Source organism: Kitasatospora sp. CM 4170, from assembly GCF_032110285.1.
Classification (GTDB): Bacteria; Actinomycetota; Actinomycetes; order Streptomycetales; family Streptomycetaceae; genus Kitasatospora; species Kitasatospora aburaviensis.
Genome location: NZ_CP134877.1, coordinates 2,789,784 through 2,815,511 on the forward strand (window position 1 = coordinate 2,789,784; position 25,728 = coordinate 2,815,511).

General features: G+C 72.6%; 16 protein-coding genes and 1 tRNA gene. 13 read left to right on the forward strand and 4 right to left on the reverse strand.

Annotated elements, in window-relative coordinates; all coding sequences use genetic code 11:
- Positions 1-594: 594 nt before the first annotated feature.
- The 5 genes from RMN57_RS11305 (at position 595) to RMN57_RS11325 (ending at position 6,413) form a co-directional block, all read left to right on the forward strand.
- Entirely contained in the window at positions 595-1,827 is a 1,233-nt protein-coding gene (locus RMN57_RS11305) for a branched-chain amino acid ABC transporter substrate-binding protein (RefSeq protein ID WP_313763263.1), read from the forward strand.
- 125 nt (positions 1,828-1,952) lie between these two features.
- Entirely contained in the window at positions 1,953-2,882 is a 930-nt protein-coding gene (locus RMN57_RS11310) for a branched-chain amino acid ABC transporter permease (protein ID WP_313763264.1), read from the forward strand.
- 5 nt (positions 2,883-2,887) lie between these two features.
- Positions 2,888-4,831: an ABC transporter permease subunit gene (locus tag RMN57_RS11315; protein ID WP_313767785.1), complete on the forward strand. Its 1,944-nt coding sequence runs from the start codon at positions 2,888-2,890 to the stop codon at positions 4,829-4,831.
- The gene (locus RMN57_RS11320) at positions 4,828-5,700 is read left to right on the forward strand and encodes an ABC transporter ATP-binding protein (RefSeq protein ID WP_380233537.1); all 873 of its coding nucleotides are present in this window, start codon (positions 4,828-4,830) and stop codon (positions 5,698-5,700) included. Before RMN57_RS11315 ends, RMN57_RS11320 begins: the two co-directional genes overlap by 4 nt.
- Positions 5,697-6,413, forward strand: a complete 717-nt coding sequence (locus RMN57_RS11325) for an ABC transporter ATP-binding protein (RefSeq protein WP_313763265.1) — start codon at positions 5,697-5,699, stop codon at positions 6,411-6,413. The genes RMN57_RS11320 and RMN57_RS11325 overlap by 4 nt, the downstream gene beginning before the upstream one ends.
- Before the next feature lie 63 nt (positions 6,414-6,476).
- Here RMN57_RS11325 and RMN57_RS11330 read toward each other — a convergent pair whose 3' ends face one another.
- The gene (locus RMN57_RS11330; RefSeq protein WP_380233538.1) at positions 6,477-7,163 is read right to left on the reverse strand and encodes an ANTAR domain-containing response regulator; all 687 of its coding nucleotides are present in this window, start codon (positions 7,161-7,163) and stop codon (positions 6,477-6,479) included.
- 62 nt (positions 7,164-7,225) lie between these two features.
- On the opposite strand from RMN57_RS11330, the gene RMN57_RS11335 reads away from it, so the two are divergent.
- Together RMN57_RS11335 and RMN57_RS11340 are read left to right on the forward strand one after the other, a co-directional pair.
- Positions 7,226-7,308 (forward strand) — tRNA-Leu (locus RMN57_RS11335).
- 104 nt (positions 7,309-7,412) lie between these two features.
- Positions 7,413-8,198: a helix-turn-helix domain-containing protein gene (locus tag RMN57_RS11340; protein ID WP_313763267.1), complete on the forward strand. Its 786-nt coding sequence runs from the start codon at positions 7,413-7,415 to the stop codon at positions 8,196-8,198.
- Between the two features lie 40 nt (positions 8,199-8,238).
- Here the strand turns inward: RMN57_RS11340 and pyk are convergent, their stop codons facing one another.
- Positions 8,239-9,669, reverse strand: a complete 1,431-nt coding sequence (gene pyk / locus RMN57_RS11345) for a pyruvate kinase (RefSeq protein ID WP_313763268.1) — start codon at positions 9,667-9,669, stop codon at positions 8,239-8,241.
- Positions 9,670-10,025: 356 nt separating this feature from the next.
- On the opposite strand from pyk, the gene RMN57_RS11350 reads away from it, so the two are divergent.
- The 3 genes from RMN57_RS11350 to RMN57_RS11360 are packed head-to-tail and all read left to right on the forward strand — an operon-like array spanning position 10,026 to position 13,531.
- Positions 10,026-11,126 (forward strand): hypothetical protein, encoded by a 1,101-nt coding sequence (locus tag RMN57_RS11350; RefSeq protein WP_313763269.1) that lies wholly within the window; start codon positions 10,026-10,028, stop codon positions 11,124-11,126.
- Positions 11,127-11,157: 31 nt separating this feature from the next.
- Positions 11,158-12,831 (forward strand): extracellular solute-binding protein, encoded by a 1,674-nt coding sequence (locus tag RMN57_RS11355; RefSeq protein WP_313763270.1) that lies wholly within the window; start codon positions 11,158-11,160, stop codon positions 12,829-12,831.
- Positions 12,818-13,531: a hypothetical protein gene (locus tag RMN57_RS11360; protein ID WP_313763271.1), complete on the forward strand. Its 714-nt coding sequence runs from the start codon at positions 12,818-12,820 to the stop codon at positions 13,529-13,531. Before RMN57_RS11355 ends, RMN57_RS11360 begins: the two co-directional genes overlap by 14 nt.
- Before the next feature lie 86 nt (positions 13,532-13,617).
- Here RMN57_RS11360 and RMN57_RS11365 read toward each other — a convergent pair whose 3' ends face one another.
- Positions 13,618-16,935, reverse strand: a complete 3,318-nt coding sequence (locus tag RMN57_RS11365; RefSeq protein WP_313763272.1) for a LuxR family transcriptional regulator — start codon at positions 16,933-16,935, stop codon at positions 13,618-13,620.
- 812 nt (positions 16,936-17,747) lie between these two features.
- Between RMN57_RS11365 and RMN57_RS11370 the strand changes: the two genes are divergently transcribed.
- The 3 genes from RMN57_RS11370 (at position 17,748) to RMN57_RS11380 (ending at position 24,154) form a co-directional block, all read left to right on the forward strand.
- A complete protein-coding gene (locus RMN57_RS11370) occupies positions 17,748-18,416 on the forward strand; it encodes a response regulator transcription factor (RefSeq protein ID WP_313767787.1) in 669 nt (222 codons plus the stop codon).
- A gap of 396 nt (positions 18,417-18,812) precedes the next feature.
- On the forward strand, positions 18,813-20,642 hold the full coding sequence (locus RMN57_RS11375; RefSeq protein WP_313763273.1) for a 5'-nucleotidase C-terminal domain-containing protein: 1,830 nt from the start codon (positions 18,813-18,815) through the stop codon (positions 20,640-20,642).
- Positions 20,643-20,827: 185 nt separating this feature from the next.
- Positions 20,828-24,154: a discoidin domain-containing protein gene (locus RMN57_RS11380; RefSeq protein ID WP_313763274.1), complete on the forward strand. Its 3,327-nt coding sequence runs from the start codon at positions 20,828-20,830 to the stop codon at positions 24,152-24,154.
- A 105-nt stretch (positions 24,155-24,259) separates the two neighbouring features.
- On the opposite strand, the gene RMN57_RS11385 is transcribed toward RMN57_RS11380, so the two are convergent.
- Positions 24,260-25,717, reverse strand: a complete 1,458-nt coding sequence (locus tag RMN57_RS11385; protein WP_313763275.1) for an aldehyde dehydrogenase family protein — start codon at positions 25,715-25,717, stop codon at positions 24,260-24,262.
- Positions 25,718-25,728: the final 11 nt, after the last annotated feature.

Genomic DNA, 25,728 nt, shown 5'->3' on the forward strand with positions numbered 1-25,728 from the left:
TGACGCCCCGTCGGCCCGGCGACCCTCCCGACGGCGGGTCAGCCGAGCCCACCGATCATCAAATCCCTTACCGGCCCCCTTGTTTGACCTTCGACCGCCTTGGGCAGGCGTTGGTCTATACAAGGGGGCCCTTGCGTGTTCACAGAATTTCAACTGTGTAACGCTGAGTAACATCGAGGGAATTCGCTCGACGAGGGACCCCGAAGCCCCGAGTGACACGCAAGCCCGTTCGTCAACCCCACGAACGTCCGATATTCGGACGAGCACGCCCGACACCAGCACAGCGGACAGTCGCGTCCGATTATCGGAGCGGCCAGGAGTAACCCCCATTTCTGGGCCTTACACCTTGCTACCGGCCAGTAGAACCCCAGTAGTACCGGATCGATCGAGCCAAAACGACCACATAGTGAGACAGTCGCTCCGTGTGCTCATAACAAGAGAATCACAGCCTCGCCACACCCCTGCCCGAGCCTGCCCAGGGGCATCTAGAGTCACGGCCAGTCACCGCGCCACCGGATTGGGCCAGGCAGCCCATCGCGCATCCCGGCTCCCGCCATTCAGGCGCGGCGCCCTCCTGAACCGAAGGGGACCCCTGTGCGTCATCGTTCAGCAGTTGTCGTGAGCATTGCCGTGATCGGCGCCCTCAGCCTGAGCGCCTGCGGCTCCCGCGGCGAGAAGAAGTCCGGGGACGGCAACAACGCCGGGTCCAGCACCACCGTCACCATCGGTGTCGACGCCCCCCTCACCGGCGACCTCTCCGCCCTCGGCCTCGGCATCCGCAACTCCGTCGAGCTCGCGGCCAAGCAGGCCAACGAGAAGAACGAGGTCCCCGGGATCAAGTTCCAGATCAAGGCCCTCGACGACACCGCCAAGCCCGCCCCGGGCCAGCAGAACGCCACCCAGCTGGTCGCCGACAAGGACGTCCTCGGCGTCGTCGGCCCGCTCAACTCCAGCGTCGCCCAGTCGATGCAGCAGATCTTCAACGACGCCAACCTGGTCCAGATCTCCCCCGCCAACACCGGCGTCGCCCTCAGCCAGGGCGAGAAGTGGGCCAGCGGCACCAAGGCCCGCCCCTTCAAGTCCTACTTCCGCACCTCCACCACCGACGCCGTCCAGGGCCCCTTCGCCGCCCAGTTCCTGGCCAAGGACGCCAAGAAGACCAAGGTCTTCCTCATCGACGACCAGAAGACCTACGGCGCCGGCCTCGCCGCCACCTTCAAGGGCGAGTTCACCAAGCAGGGCGGCCAGATCGTCGGCGAGGAGCACGTCAACCCCGACGACCGCGACTTCGCCGCCGTCGTCACCAAGGTCAAGTCCTCCGGCGCCGAGGCCGTCTACTACGGTGGCGAGTACCCCGCCGCCGGCCCGCTCTCCCTCCAGCTCAAGGAGGCCGGCGTCAACATCCCGCTGATGGGCGGCGACGGCATCCAGAGCGGCGACTTCATCAAGCTCAACCCCAAGAGCCAGGGCGACTACGCCACCGCCGTCGGCCTGCCCGTCGAGCAGCTGCCGACCGCCGCCAAGTTCATCGCCGACTACAAGAGCGCCGGCTACAAGGACGCCTACGAGACCTACGGCGGCTACTCCTACGACAGCGCCTGGGCCATCATCCAGGGCGTCAAGGCCGTCGTCACCGCCAACGGCGGCAAGCTCCCCAGCGACGCCCGCGCCAAGATCGTCGAGGCCGTCCAGAAGGTCTCCTTCGAGGGCGTCACCGGCAAGGTCTCCTTCGACGAGTTCGGCGACACCACCAACAAGCAGCTCACCGTCTACGCCGTCAAGGACGGCAAGTGGGCCGTGGAGAAGTCCGGCACCTTCAACGGCTGACCCGACCCGCACGTCGAACAGCCACAGCACACCGGAACACACGCGCGGGGGGCGCCACGAGTGCCCCCGCGCACCCACATCCACCACCCACGCGGACCCACCCCACGCACAACGGAGGCCCAGCGGTGCACGACCTACCGCAGCAGCTGGCCAACGGCCTGATCCTCGGCGCCCTCTACGGGCTCGTCGCGATCGGCTACACGATGGTCTACGGCATCGTCCAGCTCATCAACTTCGCCCACGGCGAGATCGTCATGGTCGGCGGCTTCGGCGCCCTGACCGCCTACCTCGCCCTCCCCGGCGGCACCACACTCTGGCTGGCCCTACCGCTGATGCTGATCGCCGGCATCCTGGTCTCCACCCTCACCGCCGTCGCCGCCGAGCGCTTCGCCTACCGGCCGCTGCGCACCGCCCCCCGGCTCGCGCCGCTGATCACCGCGATCGGCCTGTCGATCCTGCTCCAGCAGCTCGTCTTCTCCTTCTACCCGGACGCCAAGAAGGCCCGCGTCTTCCCCAAGATCCCGGGTGACCCCTTCGAGCTCGGCTCCATCACCATCCAGCGCAGCGACCTCTTCCTCGTCATCGCCGCCCCGCTCTGCATGATCGCCCTCGGCTGGTTCGTCACCCGCACCCGCTCCGGCCGCGCCATGCAGGCCACCAGCCAGGACCCCGACACCGCCAAGCTCATGGGCATCGACACCGACCGCATCATCGTCATGGCCTTCGCCATCGGTGCCGCGTTCGCCGCCGTCGCCGCCGTCGCCTACGGCCTGCGCAGCGGCCAGGTCGACTTCCGGATGGGCTTCATCCTCGGCCTCAAGGCCTTCACCGCAGCCGTCCTCGGCGGCATCGGCAACATCTACGGCGCCATGCTCGGCGGCGTCGCCCTCGGCCTCGCCGAAGCCCTCGCCACCGGCTACATCCAGCACCTCCCCGGCATGCACCTCTTCGGAGGCGGCGCCTGGAAGGACGTCTGGGCCTTCGTACTCCTCATCGTCGTCCTGCTCGTCCGACCCCAGGGCCTGCTCGGCGAACGCGTCGCGGACAGGGCGTGAGCACCATGACGACCACCTCCACCACCGCCGGCACCGAGACCACCCCGGTCCTCCCCCTGCCGACCCGCGCCGCCGTCCTCCTCACCGGCCTCGGCGCCGCCGCCACCGTCGCCTCCGCCCTGATGTCCTGGACCTGGACCGACGAGTTCCCCGGCGACCTCACCTACTACGGCTCCCCCGCCGGCCTCCAGTGGCTCGCCCTCACCGGCGGCCTCCTCACCCTCGTCCTGCTGCTCGCCGCCCAGGGCGTCCCCGGCCTGCGCTGGGCCGCCCCCACCCGCAGCAACAACGCCGTCCTCCTCGCCGCCACCGGCGCCTTCGCCGTCGCCTGGTTCTCCATCGCCGCCATCGCCGTAGACCTCGGCGGCCTCGCCAACCTCGAACCCGGCGGCTGGGTCCTCGGCGCCGGAGCCCTGCTCGCCCTCGCCGGCACGCTCGGCCTCCCGCTCGACCGCCGCACCGGCGTCACCCTGCGCGTCCTCGACCGGCGGCTCTTCCTGCTCGTCCCGGCCGCCGCCGTCGTCTGGTTCGCCACCCACGCCATCCCCGAGGACAAGCCCGTCGCCCCGGTGCTCACCGCCCTCGCCGGCGGCATCGCCATCGCCGCCGCGGCCGTCCTCGTCGTCCAGCTCGGCCACCTCGCCAACCACTGGCTGCGGCTCTCCAACACCACCCGCCCGCTCCCCGCGGCCCGCGAGCTCCCCTCCTTCCTGGAGGTCCTGCTCATCGTCTTCGCCTTCGGCATCGGCCTGTTCGCCATCACCTTCGGCATCGACACCGAGTACGGCGAGCTCTTCATCGCCTACCTGCTGCTGGCCGCCTCCGTCGGCGCCTCCCTCGGCAAGTCCGGCCTGCTGCCCCGGCTGCGCACGCTGACCGTCAAGTACCGCTCGGTCACCACCGGCGCCGCGTTCGCCGCCGCCGCCAGCTTCCCGTTCACCCAGACCAGCGACCAGTACACCTCGGTCGCCACCAACATCCTGATCTTCGCCACCGTCGCCCTCGGTCTGAACATCGTCGTCGGCCTCGCCGGCCTGCTCGACCTCGGCTACGTCGCCTTCCTCGGCGTCGGCGCCTACGCCGCCGCCCTGGTCTCCGGCTCCCCGGCCTCCCCCATCCACGTCCAGTTCCCCTTCTGGGCCGCGATGCTCACCGGCGCCGCCGTGTCGATGGTCTTCGGCGTCCTGATCGGCGCCCCCACCCTCCGGCTGCGCGGCGACTACCTCGCCATCGTCACCCTCGGGTTCGGCGAGATCTTCCGCATCACCATGCTCAACCTCAACGGGACCACCGGCCCCAAGATCACCAACGGCTCCAACGGCATCCCCCGGATCCCCGACCTCAACATCCTCGGCTGGGACCTCGGCAAGCCCACCAACCTGTTCGGCATCGAGCTCGGCCGGTTCTCCAACTACTACCTGCTGATGCTCCTGGTCACCGCCCTCGTGGTGCTGGTCTTCGCCCGCGTCGGCAACTCCCGCATCGGCCGCGCCTGGGTCGCCATCCGCGAGGACGAGACCGCCGCCGAGGCCATGGGCATCAACGGCTTCCGCCTCAAGCTCCTCGCCTTCGCCCTCGGCGCCTGCCTCGCCGGCCTCGCCGGCACCGTCCAGGCCCACGTCAGCTACACCGTCACCCCCGACCAGTACACCTTCGCCGAGGCCCTCCCGCCCAACTCCGCCTTCCTCCTCGCCGCCGTCATCCTCGGCGGCATGGGGACCATCAGCGGCCCGCTCGCCGGCGCCACCCTGCTGTTCCTCATCCCCAAGAAGCTCGAATTCCTCTCCGACTACCAGCTGCTCGCCTTCGGCATCGCCCTCATCGTGCTCATGCGGGTCCGCCCCGAGGGCCTCATCCCCAACCGGCGCAGCCGGCTGGAGTTCCACGAGGCCTCGATCCCGGCCCAGTCGACCGGCGACACCGCCACCCTCACCAAGGCAGGGGCGTGACCACCCAGATGACCACCAGCAACGCCCCCACGGCCGTCACCGACCGACCCGCCCCGGCCCGCCCGCTGCTCGAAGTCGCCGGCGTCACCATGCGGTTCGGCGGCCTCACCGCCGTCAACAACGTCTCCCTCACCGTCGGCGAGGGCGAGATCATCGGCCTCATCGGCCCCAACGGCGCCGGCAAGACCACCTTCTTCAACTGCCTCACCGGCCTCTACGTCCCCACCGAGGGCAAGGTCGCCTACAAGGGCACCGTCCTGCCCCCCAAGCCCCACCTCGTCACCCAGGCCGGCATCGCCCGCACCTTCCAGAACATCCGGCTCTTCGCCAACATGACCGTCCTGGAGAACGTCCTCGTCGGCCGGCACAGCCGCACCCGCGAAGGCCTCTTCGCCGCCATCCTGCGCGGCCCCTCCTACCACCGCGCCGAGGCCGAGAGCCGCGAACGCGCCATGGAGCTCCTCGCGTTCACCGGCCTCGCCGAGAAGGCCGACCACCTCGCCCGCAACCTCCCCTACGGCGAACAGCGGAAGCTGGAGATCGCCCGCGCCCTCGCCTCCGACCCCGGCCTGCTGCTCCTCGACGAGCCCACCGCCGGCATGAACCCCCAGGAGACCCGCGCCGCCGAGGAGCTCGTGTTCGCCATCCGCGACCGCGGCGTCTCCATCCTCGTCATCGAGCACGACATGCGGTTCATCTTCAACCTCTGCGACCGCACCGCCGTGCTCGTCCAGGGCCAGAAGATCGTCGAAGGCGACCGCGAGACCGTCCAGAACGACGAACGCGTCATCACCGCCTACCTCGGCGCCCCGCTCGAAGGAGCCACCGCCGCCGAGGGCACCACCGCAGCACCGGAGGACACCCAGTGACCGCACTCCTTGAGGTCGAGGACCTCCGCGTCGCCTACGGCAAGATCGAAGCCGTCAAGGGCATCAGCTTCACCGTCAACCAGGGCGAGGTCACCACCCTGATCGGCACCAACGGCGCCGGCAAGACCACCACCCTGCGCACCCTCTCCGGGCTGCTCAAGCCGACCGCCGGGAAGATCACCTTCGACGGGCAGCCGCTCAACGCGGTCCCCGCCCACAAGATCGTCTCGCTCGGCCTGGCCCACTCCCCCGAGGGCCGGCACATCTTCCCGCGCATGACCATCGAGGAGAACCTCCTCCTCGGCGCCTTCCTGCGCAGCGACACCGCCGGCATCGCCGCCGACGTGGAACGCGCCTACGGCCTCTTCCCGATCCTCGGCGAACGCCGCAAGCAGGCCGCCGGCACCCTCTCCGGCGGCGAGCAGCAGATGCTCGCCATGGGACGGGCCCTGATGTCCCAGCCCAAGCTGCTCATGCTCGACGAGCCCTCGATGGGCCTCTCGCCGCTCATGATGCAGAAGATCATGGCGACCATCGTCGAGCTCAAGGCGAGCGGGACGACCATCCTGCTCGTCGAGCAGAACGCCCAGGCGGCGCTCTCGCTGTCCGACCAGGGCTACGTCATGGAGACCGGCCGCATCGTCCTCCAGGGCAGCGGCGCGGACCTGCTGCACGACGAGTCCGTGCGGAAGGCCTACCTCGGCGAGGACTGATCCACCCGCACCACCGCACGACGAAGGGCCCGGCTTCCCGCCGGGCCCTTCGCGTCGTCCTGCCTACTCCCCGCCGGCCTCCTCGGCCTTCTTGCGGTCCTGGGCCTCGCCCTCCTCGATGACCGCCTCGGCCACCGCGGCCATCGTCATCCGGCGGTCCATCGAGGTCTTCTGGATCCACCGGAACGCGGCCGGCTCGTTCAGCCCGAACTTGGTCTGCAGCACGCTCTTCGCCCGGTCCACCAGCTTCCGGGTCTCCAGCCGCTGCGACAGGTCGGCGATCTCCTGCTCCAGCGTCCGCATCTCGGTGTACCGGGAGACGGCCATCTCGATCGCGGGCACGAGGTCGCTCTTGCTGAACGGCTTCACGATGTACGCCATCGCACCCGCGTCCCGGGCCCGGTCCACCAGCTCGCGCTGCGAGAACGCGGTCAGCATCAGGACCGGCGCGAGGTGCTTCTCGTGGATCTGCTCGGCGGCGGACAGGCCGTCCAGGACGGGCATCTTCACGTCCAGGATGGCGAGGTCCGGCCGGAGCTCCTCGACCAGCTTCACCGCCGTCGCCCCGTCCCCGGCCTCGCCGACGACGGTGTACCCCTCTTCTTCGAGCATCTCCTTCAGGTCGAGGCGGATCAGCGCCTCGTCCTCGGCGATCACGATCCGGGTGATCTGGGGCGAATCGGTCTCAAGCGGCTGTGCCTGCTCGTCGGCGGTGCTCACGGGGCTCCTCGTTCCGGCGGGGTACTGCATGCATGAGGGTACCTAGCTGCGGCGGACAACATGCGCAGGGTATCCTTCTCAAGCGCAAACCAGCCGGGTTGGTGGAAGGGCAGACACGATCGCCTCAAAAGCGATTGCCTGAAAGGGCGTGTGGGTTCGAATCCCACACTCGGCACCCGATTTCTCCTCGAATTCCCAGGCAGTGGGAAGTTCATCACATTTAGTGGACGATGCGCGAACATTCCATCAACCACACCCGCGCTTTGCATGCTTGCCCGCATGACCACCCTATCCGTGCGCGAACAAGCCGTCCGACTGCTGCGCCAGGGCGCCCGCAACGTTGATGTCGCTCGACGCCTCGCCGTCCCGCCCGGGACGGTCTCCTGGTGGAAGCACCAGGACCTGGCCAGGACGGACGAGTTGCCAGGCCGCAAGCGCTCGACCTGTATGCACTGCTTCGGCGACGATGTCGATGCTCCGGCCTACTCCTACCTCCTGGGCCTCTACCTCGGAGACGGTCACATCACCTGGCCGAAGCAGCACCGCAGCCCGAGTCTGTTCATCAGCTGCGACGAGAAGTGGCCCGGGATCATCGACTCGGTCGAGCACGCCATGGTTCAGGTGATGCCGCTGAACAAGCCCTGCCACGTCCGTCGGACCGGCTGCCGGGTGGTCAAGCTCTACTCGCAGCACCTCTACTGCTACTTCCCCCAGCACGGCCCCGGCAAGAAGCACGAACGCACGATAGCCCTGGAGCCCTGGCAAAAGGAGATCGTCGACGCCCATCCCTGGGCGTTCCTGCGCGGGCTGATCCACTCCGACGGCTGCCGCATCACCAACTGGGCGACGCGGACAGTGAACGGCGTCGTCAAGCGCCACGAGTACCCGCGGTACTTCTTCACCAAGACCTCGACCGACATCATCCGGCTCTTCACCGACACCCTCGACGCCGTGGGCGTGCAGTGGAAGACCTCGAAGCCCCGCGCCACCGGCCAGGTCAACATCTCAGTCGCCCGCAAGGACTCCGTCGCCCTCATGGACGCCCACATCGGGGCGAAGTACTGACGGCGGCGCGGCCTCCCCGGGGAGGTCGCGCCGCCCTCGGTCAGTTGTCCAGCGTGCCGACGTGGTGGACGCGTACGAGGTTGGTGGAGCCGGCGAGGCCGGGCGGGGAGCCGGCGGTGATGACGACGATGTCGCCCTTCTGGCAGCGGCCGAGGGAGAGCAGGGCCGCGTCGACCTGCTCGACCATCTCGTCGGTGGTCGGGGCGAAGGGGCCGAGGAAGGTCTCGACGCCCCAGGTGAGGGCGAGTTGGCTGCGGACGGCGGGTTCGTAGGTGAACGCGAGGACGGGGATGGGCGAGCGGTAGCGGGTGAGGCGGCGGGCCGTGTCGCCGGACTGGGTGAAGGCGATGAGGTACTTGGCGCCGAGGAAGTCGCCGATCTCGGCGGCCGCCCGGGCGACGGCGCCGCCCTGGGTGCGCGGCTTGTTGGAGGGGGTGAGCGGCGGCAGGCCGGCGGCCAGGATGTCGGACTCGGCGGCCTCGATGATGCGGCCCATGGTGCGGACCGTCTCGACCGGGAACTTGCCGACGGAGGTCTCGCCGGAGAGCATCACCGCGTCGGTGCCGTCGAGGACGGCGTTGGCGACGTCGGAGGCCTCGGCGCGGGTGGGCCGCGAGGTGTTGATCATCGAGTCGAGCATCTGGGTCGCGACGATGACCGGCTTGGCGTTGCGCTTGGCCAGCTTGACGGCGCGCTTCTGGACCATCGGGACCTGTTCGAGGGGCATCTCCACGCCCAGGTCGCCGCGGGCCACCATGATGCCGTCGAAGGCGTCGACGATGGCGTCCAGGTTCTCGACCGCCTGCGGCTTCTCCACCTTGGCGATGACGGGGACGAAGCGCTCCTCCTCCGCCATGATCCGGTGGACGTCCTCGATGTCGCGGCCGCTGCGGACGAAGGAGAGCGCGACGAGGTCGGCGCCGGTCCGCAGGGCCCAGCGCAGGTCGGCGACGTCCTTGTCGCTGAGCGCGGGCACCGAGACGGCGACGCCGGGGAGGTTGAGGCCCTTGTGGTCGGAGACCAGGCCGCCCTCGACGACCAGGCAGCGGACCCGCGGGCCGTCCACCTCGACGACCTCCAGGGAGACCCGGCCGTCGTCGACGAGGATCCGCTCGCCGGGGGTGACGTCGGCCGCGAGGCCGGCGTAGGTGGTGCCGCAGCCGCTCTGGTCCCCCACGACGCCCTTGTCGGTGGAGATGGTGAACTCGTCGCCGCGTTCGAGAAGTACCGGGCCTTCGGCGAAGGTGTCCAGTCGGATCTTCGGGCCTTGAAGGTCGACGAGGACGCCGACGCTGCGGCCGGTCTCGTCGGCGGCCTTGCGGACCCGGCGGTAGCGCTCCTCGTGCTCGATGTGGGAGCCGTGGCTGAGATTGAAGCGGGCGATGTCCATCCCGGCGTCGACCAGGGCCTTGATCTGGTCGTACGAGTCGGTGGCGGGCCCGAGGGTGCAGACGATTTTTGCTCGGCGCATACCCTGAGCGTAGGCATTACCGACGCGTAACATCGCCGTAGGTCCGAACAGCAGGATGACCTTTGCAGGAAGGCGAGTTGAACAATCTGACGCATCACCATCCGGACGCCCACGATCGAGGGACGGCCCGGCCTGCGGGTTGACGCGGCTGCCCGGTCGGCGGGTTGACGTGCCGGCGGGCGCCGGGAAGCCGCGCGCCCCCGCCGGGGAGCCGAACGGCCGGTCGAAGATGCGATTCCGTGAAGGGGTGTTCACCTCTCGTTCACCATGGCTTCCGCCGTAGCTCGCGGGCCGGGAGGACGCTCGTCACCCGGGTGGGAGCCCGGAGACGGATCGGACGAGGGGGAACGTTCGGCATGAAGCGCGCGGTCGGAGTGCTCGCGGCAGTGGCACTGCTCGGCGGGGTGGCGTTCGCGCTGCTGCGGCCGTCGGACGATCCCGGCGGCAGTCCGGGCCAGAAGGTCGTCACGGTCACCGGGGTGATCGGCTCGGAGAAGCGCGACTTCTTCGAAGACCCGGACGTCAAGGCCGAGTTGGCCAAGCAGGGGATCAAGGTCAGTGCCCAGACCACCGGTTCGTGGCTGATGGGCGACAGCAAGCTCGACCAGCTCGACTTCGCCTTCCCGGCGAGCCTCTCCCCGGCCGAGGAGATCCGCCGGCAGCTCCAGCTCAAGGACGCGCCGATCCGCCCGTTCTACTCGCCGCTCGTGGTGCTGGCCCACCAGGCGACCGCCGAGGTGCTGGAGAAGAACGAGGTGGCGAGCCGGGACAAGGCCACCGGGGTGTGGACGCTCAGGATGGACGCGTACCTCAACCTGGTGAAGGCCGGCAAGAGGTGGGAGGACCTCGGCGGGGCCGCGGGCAACTCGGACCTCAGGGGCGCGGTCTTCATGACCACCACCGACCCCGCCGAGTCCTCCTCCGGAGCGCTCTACCTCGCCGTCACCTCCTACGTCCTCAACGGCCACCAGGTGGTGTCGAGCGGCCCCGAGGTGGACCAGGTCAAGCCCGTGCTGCGCGCGCTGACCGCCAAGCAGGGCATCCAGGGCAGCAGCAGCGACCAGCCGTTCAAGGACTTCCTCACCAACGTAGGCAACCCGCTGGTGCTCGCCTACGAGTCGCAGGCCGCCCAGCTGGCCACGGCGGGCAAGTCCACCGGCGACATGACGGTGCTCTACCCGGACACCACCGTCTCCTCGGACCACACCGTGGTCGGGCGCACCGAGGCCGGCCGGAAGCTGGCCGGCCTGCTGCGCGACGACGAGGTGCTGCGCCGGCTGGAGGCGAAGTACGGGTTCCGGCCGCAGGCGGACCCGTCCGCCTTCGCCAAGCAGGTGGGTGAGCGCAAGGGGCCGCCGGCCTTCGCGCCCGACCTGGCGGCGGCGCAGGTGAAGCAGGCTCCGGTGCCGGCGCCCGACCTGCTGGCCAAGCTGATCGACGCCGCGAAGGGGAAGTGACGGGGGAATGGCGACCAGGACGGGTGGGGCGATGAGGACGATGGCGGGAGCGGCGGCCGCGGCGCGGCGCGGCGGCCGGATGGTGGCGGCGGGGCTGGCCGTGCTGGTGGCGGTGACGGCGTGCACGTCCTCGCCCTCGCCGTCGCCGAGCCCGCGGCAGAGCGACGCGCCGGCGCCGACCGCCCGGGCGGGCGTGCTGCGGGTGCTGGCCGGCAGTGAACTGCAGGACATGGCACCGGTGCTGGAGGAGGCCCAGAAGGCCACCGGGGTGACCGTCCAGTTCGCCTGGACCGGTTCGCTGGACGGTGCGGAGGCGGTCTCCTCGGGCCGGGCGGACGGCAAGTACGACGCGATCTGGTTCCCGTCCAACCACTACCTGCGGCTGGACGAGGGCGCCAAGGCCAAGCTGCTCTCGGAGACGCCGGTGATGGTCTCCCCGGTGGCGGTGGGCGTGCGCGCGTCCACGCTCGGGGAGCTGGGCTGGGGCGACGGTTCGAAGGTGACCTGGGCGCAGCTGGCGGACGCGGCCTCGAACGGGCGGCTGGCGTACGGGATGTCCGACCCGTCCCGGTCCAACTCCGGTTTCTCGGCGCTGGTCGCGGTGGCGTCGGCGCTCTCGGGGGCGGACGCGGCGCTGACCGAGGCGGACGTGCAGAAGGCGACGCCGGCGCTGAAGCAGTTCTTCACCGGGCAGAAGCTGACCTCGGGCTCGTCCGGGTGGCTGGCGCAGGCGTACACCCGGGCGGAGCGGGGCCGGGTCGGGGCGCTGGTGAACTACGAGTCGGTGCTGCTGTCGCTGAACAAGACCCTGCCGGCGGACCAGCAGCTGACCGTGGTGCGCCCGGTGGACGGCGTGGTGTCGGCGAACTACCCGCTGACGCTGCTCGGTTCGTCGGCGCAGCGGGAGCGGGACGCGTTCCAGAAGCTGACCGCGTACCTGCTCAAGGACGACGTGCAGAAGCGGATCTCGGAGCTGACGCTGCGCCGTCCGGTGGCGGCGGGTGCGGCGGCGGCGCCGGCGCTGCCCGGGGACCGGCGGCGCGAGCTGCCGTTCCCGGGGAGCCGGGCGGTGGCGGACGGGCTGCTGGCCTCGTACCAGAACGAGCTGCGCCGGCCGTCCCGGACGGTGTACGTGCTGGACACCTCGGGGTCGATGGCGGGTGACCGGCTGGCCTCGCTGAAGCGGGCGCTGGGCGGGTTGACCGGGGCGGACGACACCCGGGGGGTGCGGCGGTTCCGGGACCGCGAGGAGGTCACGCTGATCTCGTTCGCCTCCAAGGTGAAGTCGACCAGGACGCACACGGTGCCGCCGAGCGGCAGCCGGCCGGGTCCGCAGCAGGAGCTGTCGGCGATCAACGCGGACGTGCAGCAGTTGTCGGCGGACGGCGGCACGGCGGTGTACAGCTCGCTGCAGGAGGCGTACCGGGTGATCGAGCGGCAGCAGGCCGCGGCGGGGGACGACCGGTTCACCTCGATCGTGCTGATGACGGACGGCGAGAGCAACGAGGGCGCGACGGACAAGGACTTCCGGGCGTTCTACGACGGGCTGCCGTCGGCGCAGAAGGCGGTGCCGGTGTTCCCGATCCTGTTCGGTGACGCGGCCAAGGGCCAGTTGCAGGGGATCGCGGAGCTGACCGGCGGGAAGCTGTTCGACGGGACGGGTTCGCTGGACGGGGCGTTCGAGGAGATCCGTGGCTACCAGTAGCAGTGGTGGTCCCGGCGGCGAGGCGGCCCCAGGCGGTCCGGGCGGCGGCGGGGAGTCGTTCGGCCGGCGGGCCTGGGGCTACCTGGAGTCGACCCGCAACCTGGTCGGCTGTGCGGCGGGCGTGGGCGGGCTGGGGCTGCACTTCGCCGGGTTCGGTGGCGCGTTGTGGCCGGGGATCGTGGCGGCGCTGTACGGCGCGGGCGTGCTGCTCTGGCCGTCCGGGGGGAAGGCCGACCCGCCCGACGGCGGCCTCCGCGCCGGTGGCGGGAGCGGCGCTGCGGGCGGGGCCGGCGCTGTGGGCGCGGGCGGGTCCGCGGGCGCGGGCCGGCCGGCGGGCGGTGCCGGGTCCCCTGTCCCGTCGGGCGGCCAGGCGGCCCCGGTGGGCCACCGCACGACCCCGCCCCCGGCGGCGGCCCCCCGCCCGGCCTGGCCGGAGCTGGAGGAGCTGGCCGGGTACCTGGGGGGCGTCCCGCTCCCCCCGTCCGCCCGCCTGGACGGGCTGCTGGCCGGACTGCTGACGCGGCTGCGCGAGGTGGGCCGGGAGCCGGCCGCCGAGCTGATCGTCGCCCGGCGGCTGCCGGTGGCGGTGGACGGCTACCTGCGGGCCCGGTCCTGGGACCGTTGGACGGCCGCCGACGCCGACCCGGGGGCCGAACTGGCCCTGGAGGTCGAGCTGATGGCGGCGTCGCTGGGCGCCTGACCGGCGGGCCGGCCACCCCGCCGCACCGCTCGGGCCGGCGGGTCGGGCCGCGCCGGCCCGACCCGGCCCGGCCCGTCGGCCGGCGCTCACCCCTCCAGGACCCCGGCCAGCTCCACCCGGCGGCGCACACCGAGCTTGCGGAAGCTGTTGGTCAGGTGCGTCTCCACCGTCCGCAGCGCCAGGTGGAGCATCGCGGCGATCTCGGCGTTGGAGTGGCCGGCCACCGCCAGCCGGCAGATCCGCAGCTCGCTGTCGGTCAGCGCCTCGGCGCCCGCGTGCTCGCCGCGGCCCAGCCGGGCGCCCGAGGCGCGCAGCGCGTCCACCGCGACCCCGCGCAGCCGCACCGTGCCGAGCCGCTCGGCGCGGCTCGCGGCCTCGCGCAGCGCCCGGCGGGCGGCGCCGCGCCGGCCGCCCTCGGTGAGCAGCCGGCCGTAGGTGATCAGGGCGGGGATCAGTTCGACCTCCACCTCGGCGCCGCGCAGCAGGCCGACGGACTCGGCGGCGAGGTCCAGCCCGTGCCGGCCGCCGGTGGCGGCGGCCAGGGCGCGTAAGGCGCGGCCGACGGTGCGCGGGGTGCCCCAGGTGCGGGCGAGCGCCAGCTCCTCCTCGGCGAGGGCGACGGCCGGGCCGGGTTCGCCGAGCAGCGTGTGGCAGTCGGCGGCGGTCGAGCGCCAGGGGGTGACGATCGGGCTGAGGACCTGCCGTTCGCTCTGCCGGCGCCCGCACTCCAGGAGGTCGGCGAGCGCCGCGGCGGGCTCGCCGGTGGCCAGCCGGAGCAGGCCGCGGGCGTACAGGTACTCGTTCCACTCCCAGGAGTCCTGGGAGTGGTCGGCGGCGATGGCCCGGGCGAGACCGTGGGCCTGCCAGTACCGGCCGGTCTCGGTGAGGGCGATCACGGCCTGGGCGACCAGGTGGGCGTTCTGCTGGCCGAGCAGTCCGGCGTAGCGGGCGCGGGCGGCCTCGGGGCTGTCGGCCCGGTCCGCCCGCTGGCCGCGGCCGTCACGGCCGTCATGCTCGTCGCGGCCGTCGCGCTCGTCGCGTCCGGTGGCGGTGCCGGTGCCGATGCCGATGCCGGTACCGGTGCCGTCGTCGGCCGGGTCGCCACCGCACCACCAGGAGAGCGGCGGCCCTTCCGCCCGCTCGCGCCGCCCGGTCCGCTCCCCCGGCGCCCTCGCACCCGCCCCCGTACCGGTCCCGGCGTCCGGCGCCGCACCCGCGCGGCGGCGCGCGGCCGGGGCGGGCCCGGTGAGCGCGAAGTCCTCCAGCAGGGCCTGGTACTCGCCGCGCATCACCCGGGTCTCGGCCCGGACGCTCAGCAGGCACTGGTAGCCGGGGTCCAGCGAGGGTCCCCGGTACGCCGCCAGGCCGCGGTCCACCAGCCGGTCCGCCTCGCCCAGCCGGTCGGCCCACTGGGCGAGGGTGGCGGCGGACACCAGGACGTAGGGGCGGCAGACCGGGTCGACCGGGGCCGCGAGCAGTTCCTGGACGCGGCCGGCGACCTCCGCCGCGGAGAGCACGCCACTGGTCGAGTCGAACTCGGTGAGCAGCGCGTACGCGGGCGGTGCGAGCCGCTGGGCGCCGCGGGCGGCGAACCGGCGGACTCCCTCGACCACCTGGAGCCAGCTGTGCCCGTCGTGGGCGGCGATCAGCGCGGCGGCGGCCTGGACGGCGTGCACCAGGTCGTCGCGGTCACCGAAGCGCTCGGCCAGCTCCTCCATCAGTTCCAGTGCGGCGGGGGCGTCGCCGCGGGCGGCGAGGACGGCGCCGAGCGTGTTGGCGGTCCGGAAGACGCCTTCGTCGGAGTGCTGGAGGTCGACGGCCTCGGCGAGGTGGCGGACGCCGGCGACCCGCTCGTCCGGGCCGAGGGTGGCTTCCAGGCTGCCGAGTTCGGTGAGGACGAGGCCGCGCCGGCGGTCGCCGAGCGGCTCGTCCAGGACGCGGCGCAGCAGGGTGACGGCGTCGGCCGGGCGGTCGGCGCGGGCGGCCGTGCGGGCGGCGGCGCGCAGGGTGTCGGCGGCCCAGCGCGGGCAGGGGGCGGGGGTGAGGAGCAGGTGCCCGGCGATGCGTTCGTCGGGGGCCCCGGCGCGGTGCAGGTACTCGGCGGCGGCGCGGTGGACCCGGGCGCGGTGGCCGGGTTCGTGGCCGGCGAGGACGGCGTCGGCCAGCAGGGGGTGGGTGAAGCGGGGCCAGTGGCCGGGGCCGGGGTCGTCGAGCAGTCCCTGGGCGGTGAGTTCGGCGAGCCAGGCGGCGGTGCGGTCGGGGTCGGTGCCGGCGAGTTCGGCGAGCATGGCCGCCGGGTCGCAGCGGTCGGTGCCGGGGAGCGGGGCGGTGCGGGCGTCGGGGTGCTCCTGCATCCGGGCGAGGGCGCGGGCGGCGGTGAGGGCGCGGGCGCCGCCGCCGCCCAGCCACTCCTCGACGGCCTCGGGGAAGGCGCCGTCGGCCGGGCGGGGGCAGCTGTCGGGGAGTGTGTTCGGGGCGGTCGCGCCGGGGTGCGCGCCGGGTCCGGGGCCGCACGGGCCGCACGGGTCGCGCGGATCACACGGGTCGCACGGGTCGCACGGGCAGGCGGCGAGGTCGGTGGGATCGGTGAGATCGGCGAGGTCCGTGAGGAGGGCGGTGAGCAGCAGCGGGTTGCCGCCGGTGGCGCGGGCGCAGTCGGCGGCGAGGGCGGCCGGCGTACGGGGGCCTAGCCGGCGGGCGACCAGCAGGGCGGCGGTGCGGGCGTCGAGGGGGTCGAGCCGGAGGCTGTCGGCCAGGCCCGGGGGCAGGCCGCGGGCGAAGCGCTCGGGCGGGGTACCGAGGGTGGCCTGCCGGCGCTCGGTGGCGAGGAGGAGGACGGGCAGCCGGTCGATCCGGCGGGCGAGGCCGCGCAGCCACTCGCGGGAGGGCCGGTCGGCGAGGTGGACGTCGTCGACGGCGAGCAGGACGGGGTGGTGGGCGGCGTGGATCCGCAGGAGCGACCAGAGTGCGTCCTCGGCGGCCGACCCGGCGGCGCCCCGGCCCTCGGCACCGGGCCCGTCGGCGCCGGGCCCGTCGGCGTCCGGCCGAACCGCGCCCGAACCGCCGACGGGGGTGCCGCGGCCGGGAACCGGGGAGAGCCCGGGGCCGGGGCCGGACTCGAAGAGCTGGCGGGCGGCGGCGTAGGGGGTGTCGGACTCGTCGGCGGAACATCGGGCCCAGAGGACGGTGGTGCCCCCGGCGGCGGCGCGGCGGGCGGCCTCGGCGAGCAGGGCGCTGCGGCCGGTGCCGGCCGCGCCGGTGACCAGCAGGGCGCCGCCGGCGCCGGCCCGGGCGCGGTCGGCGAGCTCGGCGATCCGGTCCAGGTGGGGGGTGCGGGCGATGAGCGGTGGCGGGGCGGGGGCGGCCTGGTACGGCCGCGGTCCGCGGGTGCTGACGGTGCTCATCCTGCTTCCCTCCCCGGGTCCCGCCGGTGGCCGGTCGGGAGCTCTTCGCCGTCGTCGGGGGAGTCGGCCTGACGGCCGGTCGACGCTCCGGCGCCGGGTCCTGCCCGTCGCACCGGCTCCGCCCGCCCCCGCCGTCGTCCTGCCCCCGCCTCGCCCCGACCCTCTGGTGCTCTCCCCTGCCTCGACCGACCGGAGCGACCGGAGCGCAGCCGGGCCGACCGGAGCAGTACCGACCTGGCCGACAGGCCGACCGGAGTGCAAGCGGCCGACCGGTGTGACCGGCCCCTTCGGGCAGGTCGGCCGGGTGCGGACGCCCCCCTCCGGCCCTCCCCGGGAAGGCACCCCGGGCATTCCCGGGCACTGCCGGGCCGCCGGGCGAACCACGCGGCGCGCGGTGCCGGGCCGGCCGGCTGCCCGCTCGTGCACGCACCGCTCCGGCCCCGCCGCCCCCGGACGGAACCCTACCCCCGTCCGCGCGACGGCCGGGAGCGGCACTGCTGCGCTGCGGCGATGCCAGGCGGGCGGCGTGATCTCGTGGTGGACCACGATGGCCGCGGCCGGTCCCGGCGGGAAGCATGGAGGTCCTCGGGGGCACCGCCGCTCCCGGGCCGCAGGACCGCACGGCCCCCGCCCGCCCGATGCCGGGCGGCGCCCCCCTCGGCGCAGCGGGCCGGCCGTCCGGCCGGCGGGCCGCGATTCTCCTGGAGGGGACCAGATTGACTGTCCTGCACAGCGAGCACGACCGCCGCGGCGTGGCCCGGCGTGTCCCCGGGTCGGCAGCGCTGCCGCGGACCTCGGCGGCCCCGCGGCCGCTGTCCGCCCATCGTCTCGGCCGGCCCGGCGCCGCCTCGGCCGCCGTCGGCCGGACCGCCGTGGTGGTGCGGGCCGCGGACCCGATCTCGCGAGCCGGCGCGGAGGCGCAGCTGCGCCGCGACCCGGCCCTGGAGCTGGTGGAGGAGGCGGCGGCCGGGCCGGGCACGGTCTCCGTCCTGCTCGCCGAGCAGGCGGACGCCGCCGTGGTAGCGACGCTGCGCAAGCTGGTGCGCGGCGCCGAGCAGCGGGTGGTGCTGGTGGTCGAGCGGATGCGCGAGAGCGAGCTGCTGGAGGCGGTGGAGTGCGGGGTGGCCGCGATCCTCTGGCGCCGGGAGGCGACCGCCGAACGGCTGGGCCGGGCCGTGCAGGCGGCGGCGCGCGGTGACGGCGACCTTCCGGCCGATCTGCTGGGCCGGCTGATCACACAGGTGGGCCGGTTGCAGCGGAGCGTCCAGGGGATGCCGGGAGGTGTCCCGGCCGGGCTGACCGAGCGCGAGGCCGATGTGCTGCGGCTGGTGGCCGAGGGCTGGGACACCGGGGAGATCGCGGCCCGGCTGTCGTACTCCGAGCGCACCGTCAAGAACGTGCTGCACGGCCTGACGACCCGGCTCCAGCTGCGCAACCGGGCGCACGCCGTAGCCCACGCCGTCCGCGAGGGCTACATCTAGGTCCGTTCGGCTCTTCGGACCTTGCCGGGCGCGCGACGCCGAAGCCCGGCGGCGCACTCCTGCCGGCCACGGCACCGCACCCGCCGCGGGGTACCCGCGCCACCACGCCCGGCCGTCCGCGCCCGCCCCCACCACGCCCGGCCGTCCGCGACCCCGACCGCGGACGGGCGGGCGTCGCGCCTTCCGGAGCGGCCCCACCCGGCGCCCGGGGATTGACGAGCGCTCAGCACCCACCCGTCCGCGTCACGAACGAGTCGCCAAGATCTCACCTCTTGGAAAGGTCCGGGGGCTATCAATCCGCCTGGTCGCACGGCACACTTCTACGCGCGTACCTCTACGCGCGTCACCACATCATCGTTGACGGTCCGTCGCAGTCCCCACCCCGGAGAGTCGTCCATGTCCCTGAACCGCCGTGACTTCGTCACCCGGTCCGCCGCCACCGCCGCCGGTGCCGCCCTCGTCGGGGGCGCCGGCCTCGCCGCCGCCTCCCCCGCCGCGGCGGCCGGCCCGGACGACGCCGTGGCCAAGGGCAAGCCGAACAAGAAGCAGGCCTTCACCGTGATGGGCACCACCGACCTGCACGGCCGGGTGCTCAACTGGGACTACTTCACCGACGCGGTCTACGCCGACAAGGCGCACAACGAAGTCGGCCTCGCCAAGATCTCCACGCTGGCCAAGCAGGTCCGCGAGGAGAAGGGCTGGGACCGCTGCCTGCTGATCGACGCCGGCGACACCATCCAGGGCACCCAGCTGACGTACTACTTCGCCCGTGTGGAGCCGATCGCCACCGAGGCCGACACCGCGCCCGAGCACCCGATGGCGCTCGCCATGAACACCATGGAGTACACCGCCGCCGCGCTCGGCAACCACGAGTTCAACTACGGCATCGGCACCCTGCGCGCCTACGAGGAGCAGCTGGACTTCCCGCTGCTCGGCGCCAACGCGCTGAACGCCCGCAACGACAAGCCGGCGTTCCCGCCCTACGTCATCCGCAAGCTGAAGCTCGGCTCCGGCCCGGCCCTCAAGGTCGGCATCCTCGGCCTGACCAACCCGGGCATCGCGATCTGGGACAAGGCCAACGTGGCCGGCAAGATGACCTTCCCCGGCATCGTCGAGACGGCGAAGGTCTGGGTGCCGAAGGTCCGGGCCGCCGGTGCCGACGTCGTCGTGGTCGCCTGCCACTCGGGCATGGACGAGGCCACCTCCTACGGCGACCAGCTGCCCTGGGCCGAGAACGCCTCGGTCGCGCTGGCCGAGCAGGTGCCCGGGGTCGACGCCGTCCTGGTGGGCCACGCGCACAAGGAGATCCCGCAGCGGCTGGTCGTCAACAAGGAGACCGGCAAGACGGTCGTGCTCTCCGAGCCGCTCTGCTGGGGCCAGCGCCTGACCTGCTTCGACTTCGAGGTGGAGTTCGACCGCGGCGCCTGGAAGGTCGTCTCGCTCTCCTCCCGGGTGCTGAACTCCAACACCGTCCCGGAGGACCCGGAGATCGTCAACCTGATGACCGACCAGCACAAGAAGGTGGTCGCGTACGTCAACCAGGTCATCGGCACCGCCAAGATCGAGCTGTCGATCGCCGAGGCTCCGTACAAGGACACCCCGATCATCGACCTGATCGGCCGGGTCCAGGCCGACGTGGTGAAGGCGGCGCTGGCCGGCGGCCAGTACGCGAAGCTGCCGGTGCTCGCCCAGGCCGCGCCGTTCAACCGCACCGCGCGGATCCCGGCCGGCCAGGTCAAGCTGCGTGACGCGGCGGGCCTGTACATCTACGAGAACACCCTGGAGGCCCGCATCCTCACGGGCGCCCAGCTGAAGGACTACCTGGAGTTCTCGGCCAGGTACTACAACCAGCTCGCCCCGGGCGCGCCGGTGGACAAGGCCACGCTGACCAACGCCCAGAACACCCCGGACTACAACTACGACTCGGTGTACGGCCTGGGCTACGACATCGACATCGCCCAGCCGGTCGGCTCGCGCATCGTCAACCTCACCTTCGAGGGCAAGCCGCTCGACCCGTCGGCCCAGTTCGTCCTGGCGGTCAACAACTACCGTGCCAACGGCGGCGGCAACTTCCCGCACGTCGCGGCCGCCCAGAAGGTGTGGGCCAACTCGGACGAGATCCGCAACGCGATGATCGCCTGGGTGAAGGCCAAGGGCGTCATCGACCCGGCCGACTTCGCCGCCGAGTCCTGGCGTCTGGTCCGGGCCGGCCAGCCGGTCTTCTGACCCGGCCGGACCGCCTCGGCACCCACGCCCCGCCACCCACTTCCCCGGGTGGCGGGGCGTTCGCCTTCCGGGTTCGGCACGAACTACCGGGCGTTCGCCGCCATTTGGTATGACTGGCCGTCACCACCCGCTTTGCCGCGGCGCCGAATCGTGGACAAAGCAGCCGAAACCGAGAAAGCGAGATCGTGAACAAATCACCTGCGCGCGCGCTGGTCCCCGCCGTGGCGGCCCTGCTGCTCGGCGCCCTGATACCCGGGACGGCCGCCGCCGCGACGCCGCCCTCGGTCTGGGTGGAGAGCGGCTACGACCACGTGTTCTCCTCCTCCCCCGTCCCGGCCCGGCCGGCCCGCGCGGTCGACCTCTTCGCCGCGCGCAACGAGACCCAGGCCGCCCAGATCGCCGTCCGCTCCGGCGGCGGGCTGTCCGGTCTGCAGATCGCGGCCGGCGACCTCGCCGGCCCCGGCGGCGCGACCATCCCCGCCTCGCGGATCACCGTGAACCGGGAGTACAACCACCCGCACGTCGCGAAGGTCGTCCAGGAGGGCCCGAACGACGGCCACCAGGAGCCGCCGGACGGCGGGACGGCCTACTACGACGCGCTGGTCGAGAACAAGCCCTACGACCTGGCCGCCGGCACCACCCAGCCGTACTACTACAGCGTCGCCGTGCCCGCCGGCCAGGCAGCCGGCACCTACACCGGCAGGGCCACCGTGCAGAGCTCGGAGGGCGCCGTGGACGTCCCGGTCTCGGTGACGGTCTACGACGCCGAGCTGCCGCCGGCCAACCGGTCGACCTTCCGGCAGAACAACTGGTTCACCTCGGCCGGGTGGGACTACAGCTGGACCGACGCCTCCATCCCCGGGCAGTACGGCGTCCGGCCGTACGACGACGAGCGCTGGTGGACGGTGATCAAGAACTTCGCCGCCGACCACGCCAAGCACCGCAACAACGTCATCTTCGCGGACTTCCAGGGCCTCGCGATCCCGGACACCACGCTGGACGCCGCGACCGGCCAGTACACCTTCCAGTGGGGCTACTTCGACCGCTTCGTCCAGATCTTCCAGGACGCCGGTGCGCTGCAGTACATCTACACCCCGCACCTGATCGAGGGCGACGGCAACAAGCTGGAGGCGCTGGTCGAGGACGGCCGGGGCGGTGTTCACAAGGACTTCCTGTCGCTGGGGGAGCCGGGGGACACGGAGGAGGAGAAGGCCGCGAAGCGGAGCATCGCCGCCGCCTACCTCGACAAGGTGTTCGGCGCGCTGAAGGCCCACCTCGACACCAAGTGCCTGGACGCGGGCCCGGTCTGCGCGCCGGGCCGGCGCTGGAGCGACGTCTTCTACATGAGCGCGGTCGACGAGCCCAGCGGCGGCAACCTGCCGACGCAGACCGTGACCTCGCCCTGGCTCTACGAGCAGTACCGCAACCACTTCCCGCAGGGCCGGACCAACGAGGCGCACACCGGGGTCGCCCCCGGCATCGACGACGCCCTCGGCACCGTGACGCCCAAGCTCGACGCCGACTACGACCGGAACGCCGGCTACTACCAGAGCCTGCGCCTGGCCGGGAAGGACCTCTGGCTCTACTACTGCAACGACCCGCAGGACCGCCACGTCAACCGCTTCATCAGCTACCCCGTGGCCGACTCGCGCCTGACGCCGTGGATGGTGGCCGCCACCGGCGGCAACGGCTTCCTGCACTGGGGCTGGAACATCTGGTCCGACGACAGCGCGGGCCACCCGGCCTACAACACCTTCGACGACTGGCAGAACGGCGACCGCTACCTCGTCCGTCCCAACGTCGGCGTGGACCACGACCAGCCGACCGAGGCCGACGGGAACCGCGAGCACGAGACGAAGTACGAGCTCTACGACAGCATCCGCGGCGAGGCCCTGCTGGCCGGCGTCCAGGACTTCGAGCTGCTGCACCAGCTCGCCGCCACCAAGCCGGTGCTGGCCCGGGCGCTGATCGCCTCGCTGATCACCAGCACCACCGAGTTCTCCACCTCCGGCGTCGCGACCGACCACCGCCACAAGCAGATCCTGGACGCGCTCACCTCCGGCGGTCCCGACGCCGTCTTCCCGTTCGCCGACGACTTCTCCGCCGGCAGCGACGGCCAGTGGCGCCACACCAAGGGCAGCTGGTCGGTCACCGCCGACGGCGGCTACGTCCAGAGCGACCCGCTGAGCGACTGGCAGACCGTCTCCGCCGTGGCCGGCCGCGCGTACGGGGACGTCGCGGCCTCGGTCGACGTCCGGATCACCGGGGTCAACCCCGTGGGCGGCGACAGTAACTGGGCCGGGCTGACGATCCACAGCCAGAACCCGACCGACGTCCAGACCGGCTACCTGGTCGCCCTGCGCGACACCGGCGAGGTGTTCGTCTACCGCAGCGGCACCGTCCTCGCCACGGCGCAGGTGCCCGGCTACACCCCCGGCCGGACGGTCCCGCTGCGGGTGACCACCCGGGGCAGCACCCTGGAGGTCTCCGCCGGGACGACCCCGCTGATCACCCTCGACGACCAGGGCTACCCGGTCGGCAACGTCGGCCTGGCCACCGGCGACGCCAGTGCCCGCTTCGACAACGTCCGGCTCGACCCGGGCACCGACGCCGCCGAAGGCGCCGCCGTCACGGCCTCGACCAGCTACGAGGCCGACGGCTGGGGCCTGGCCGCCGCCACCGACGGCCGCCGCGGCCTGCCCGACGGCAGCCTCGGCTGGAGCAGCCTCGGCAACATGACGACCGACCACGGCGAGTGGGTGGCGGTCGACCTCGGCGCCACCCGCCGGATCGGCCGGGTGGACCTCCACCCGCGCGCCGACGGCGGCAACGCCGGGATGGGCTTCCCGGTCGACTTCACCGTCCAGGTCTCGACCGACAACGCCACCTGGACCACCGTCGCCGACCGGAAGGACTACCCCCGGCCGGACGCCTCCGCCCAGTCCTTCGCCTTCGCGCCCACCGACGTGCGCTACGTCAAGGTCACCGGCACCCGGCTGCGAACCGATCCGCACGGCAACTACCACATGCAGCTGGCGGAGATCGAGACCGCCGGCGGTGACCTCGCCGTCAACCGGCCGGTGTCCGCCTCCAGCACCGTCGAGGGCTCCGGCTGGGGCCGCGGCGCCGCCACCGACGGTGTGCTGAACTCGGCGCTCGGCTACTCGATGGGCTGGACCAGTGCCGAGTCTCCGACGGCGGACGCCGACGAGTGGATCACCGTCGACCTGCAGAGCGCCAACCGGATCAGCCGGGTGCGGCTCACCCCGCGCACCGACGGCGGGAACACCGGCCTGGGCTTCCCGGTCGACTTCACCGTCCAGGTCTCGACCGACAACGCCACCTGGACCACGGTGGCGGCCCGGAACGGCTTCGCCCGGCCCGGGGCCGCGGGCCAGGACTTCACCTTCGCCCCGACCTGGGCGCGGTACGTGAAAGTCGCCGCCACCCGGCTGAGCGCCGACCAGTACGGCGACCACTACCTGCAGCTGGGCGAGATCGGCGTCGGCTGACCCGGGCCCGGCACGGCGGCGCCCCGCCACCCCTCCCGGGGCGGCGGGGCTCCGTCGTCACGAAGCGGACCGGAACGGCGGCCGCAGTGGCGACCGCGGCGCCGGTCAGAACGGGAAGCGGCTGCGCCCGTGCTGGACGGAGATCCACTTCACGGTGGTGAAGGCGTCCACGGTGGACTCGCCGTTCAGGCGCCCCACACCGGAGTTCTTCTCGCCGCCGAACGGGACCACCGGTTCGTCGGCGATGGTGCCGTCGTTGACGTGGATCATGCCGGTCTCGATCCGCTGCGCCACCCGCACCCCGCGCTCGACGTCAGCGGTGTGGACGGCGCCGCTGAGGCCGAACGGGGTGTCGTTGGCCAGCCGGACGGCCTCGTCCTCGCCGTCGAAGGGCACCACCAGCACGACCGGGCCGAAGAGCTCGCGCTGCAGGATGGGCGCGTCGGCGGGCAGGTCGCCGAGGACCACCGGGTCCATCAGGCAGCCGTTGGTCTCGCCGCGCAGCAGCACGGTGGCGCCGGCCGCGACCGCCTGGTCGACCTGGGCGGTGATCGCGTCGGCCTGGACGGGGTTGATCAGCGGGCCGATCTGGGTGGCCGGGTCCCGGGGGTCGCCGACCGTGAGCGAGGCGACCTTGGCGACGAACTTCTCGGTGAACTCGGCCTGGACGCTGCGGTCCACCAGCACCCGGTTGGCCGCCATGCAGACCTGGCCCTGGTGGGCGAAGCGGCTGAACACCGCCGCGTCGACGGCGTAGTCGAGGTCGGCGTCGTCCAGCACGACCAGCGCGCTGTTGCCGCCGAGTTCGAGCACCGTCCGCTTGAAGTGCGAGGCCGCGACGGTGGCGACGTGCCGGCCGACCCGGTCGGAGCCGGTGAAGGCGATCACCTTGGGCACCGGGTGCTCGATGAACGCGTCCCCGATCTCGGCGATGTCGGTGACCACGACGTTGAGCAGGCCGGACGGCAGGCCCGCCTCCTCGAAGATCTTGGCGAGCAGGGTGCCGCCGACCACCGGGGTCTCCTGGTGCGGCTTGAGCACCACGCCGTTGCCGAGCGCGAGCGCCGGGGCGACCACCTTCATCGACAGGAACAGCGGGAAGTTGAACGGGCTGACCACGCCGACCACACCGACCGGCAGGCGGTAGAGGCGGTTCTCCTTGCCCTCCACGGGCGAGGGCAGCAGCCGGCCCTCGGCGCGCAGCGAGAGCTGCATCGACTCGCGGAGCATGTCCTTGGTGAGGGCGAGCTCGAACCCGGCCTTGAGCGCGGTGCCGCCCAGCTCGGCCATGATCGCCTCGGTGATCTCCTGCTCGCGCTCCTCGACGATCCGCAACGCGCGCTCGAAGACCAGCCGGCGGGTGTACGGGTTGGTGGCGGCCCACTCCTTCTGCGCCCGCTCGGCGGCCCGGTAGGCCTGGTCCACCTCCTCGACGGTGGCGACGGTCATGGTGGCGAGCTTGTCGCCGGTGAAGGGGTCGACGTCGACGATGTCCCAGGAGCCGCTGCCGTCGCGCCACTGGCCGTCGATGTACTGCAGCGCCAACTCGGAGAAGTACGACATCTGATCCCTCT